The following is a 795-nucleotide window of genomic DNA, read 5'->3' as shown; positions in this document are numbered from 1 at the left end:
GTTCCCATGCCGAACACGGAAGTTAAGCACTTGAACGCCGAAAGTAGTTGGGGGCTTCCCCCTGTGAGGATAGGACGCTGCCAGGCGATACATATGGAGGATTAGCTCAGCTGGGAGAGCACCTGCCTTACAAGCAGGGGGTCGGCGGTTCGATCCCGTCATCCTCCACCATTTTTATTACACTTGCCGGTGTAGCTCAGCTGGTAGAGCAACTGACTTGTAATCAGTAGGTCGCGGGTTCGACTCCTGTTGCCGGCACCATTTTCATCTTCAATGATCACCAGAATTCAATTATGAATGAAGGTTCTACCTTTTATATCCCTGCCGGGGTGGCGGAACTGGTAGACGCACAGGACTTAAAATCCTGCGGGGGTTTCCCCGTGCCGGTTCGATTCCGGCCCTCGGTACCATTTTCATTTTGATGTTTGCTGTTTGATCCTTATATTCCGCACCCTTAGCTCAGCTGGATAGAGTACTTGACTACGAATCAAGGGGTCGGGAGTTCGAATCTCTCAGGGTGCATTTTCGGGAAGTAGCTCAGCTTGGTAGAGCACTTGGTTTGGGACCAAGGGGTCGCAGGTTCGAATCCTGTCTTCCCGACCATCTTCAATTTCATCCCTTTAATGGGGCCTTAGCTCAGCTGGGAGAGCGCCTGCCTTGCACGCAGGAGGTCAGCGGTTCGATCCCGCTAGGCTCCACCATTTTTATGACGAACTTTGAAAACTGAACGATGAGGCAAAAATCGTATTCTACGGAATACAAAAACGAATGAAGCGCAAGCTTCGTCAATCGTGA

6 tRNA genes and 1 rRNA gene are annotated in these 795 nt (G+C 51.1%); all 7 read left to right on the top strand.

Going from position 1 to position 795, the window contains the following annotated elements:
• Positions 1-86 (top strand): 5S ribosomal RNA (gene rrf / locus HZS85_RS16625); the annotation flags it as partial.
• A 9-nt stretch (positions 87-95) separates the two neighbouring features.
• A tRNA-Val gene (locus tag HZS85_RS16620) sits at positions 96-171 on the top strand.
• Between the two features lie 14 nt (positions 172-185).
• Positions 186-261 (top strand) — tRNA-Thr (locus HZS85_RS16615).
• Positions 262-323: 62 nt separating this feature from the next.
• Positions 324-410, top strand: a tRNA-Leu gene (locus HZS85_RS16610).
• Positions 411-448: 38 nt separating this feature from the next.
• A tRNA-Arg gene (locus tag HZS85_RS16605) sits at positions 449-522 on the top strand.
• Positions 523-526: 4 nt separating this feature from the next.
• Positions 527-603, top strand: a tRNA-Pro gene (locus tag HZS85_RS16600).
• 22 nt (positions 604-625) lie between these two features.
• Positions 626-701 (top strand) — tRNA-Ala (locus tag HZS85_RS16595).
• Positions 702-795: the final 94 nt, after the last annotated feature.

This window comes from Exiguobacterium sp. s130 (genome assembly GCF_018619055.1).
Classification (GTDB): domain Bacteria; phylum Bacillota; class Bacilli; order Exiguobacteriales; family Exiguobacteriaceae; genus Exiguobacterium_A.
The sequence above is the reverse complement of the archived record's forward strand: the minus strand, read 5'-3'. Positions and strand labels throughout refer to the sequence as shown.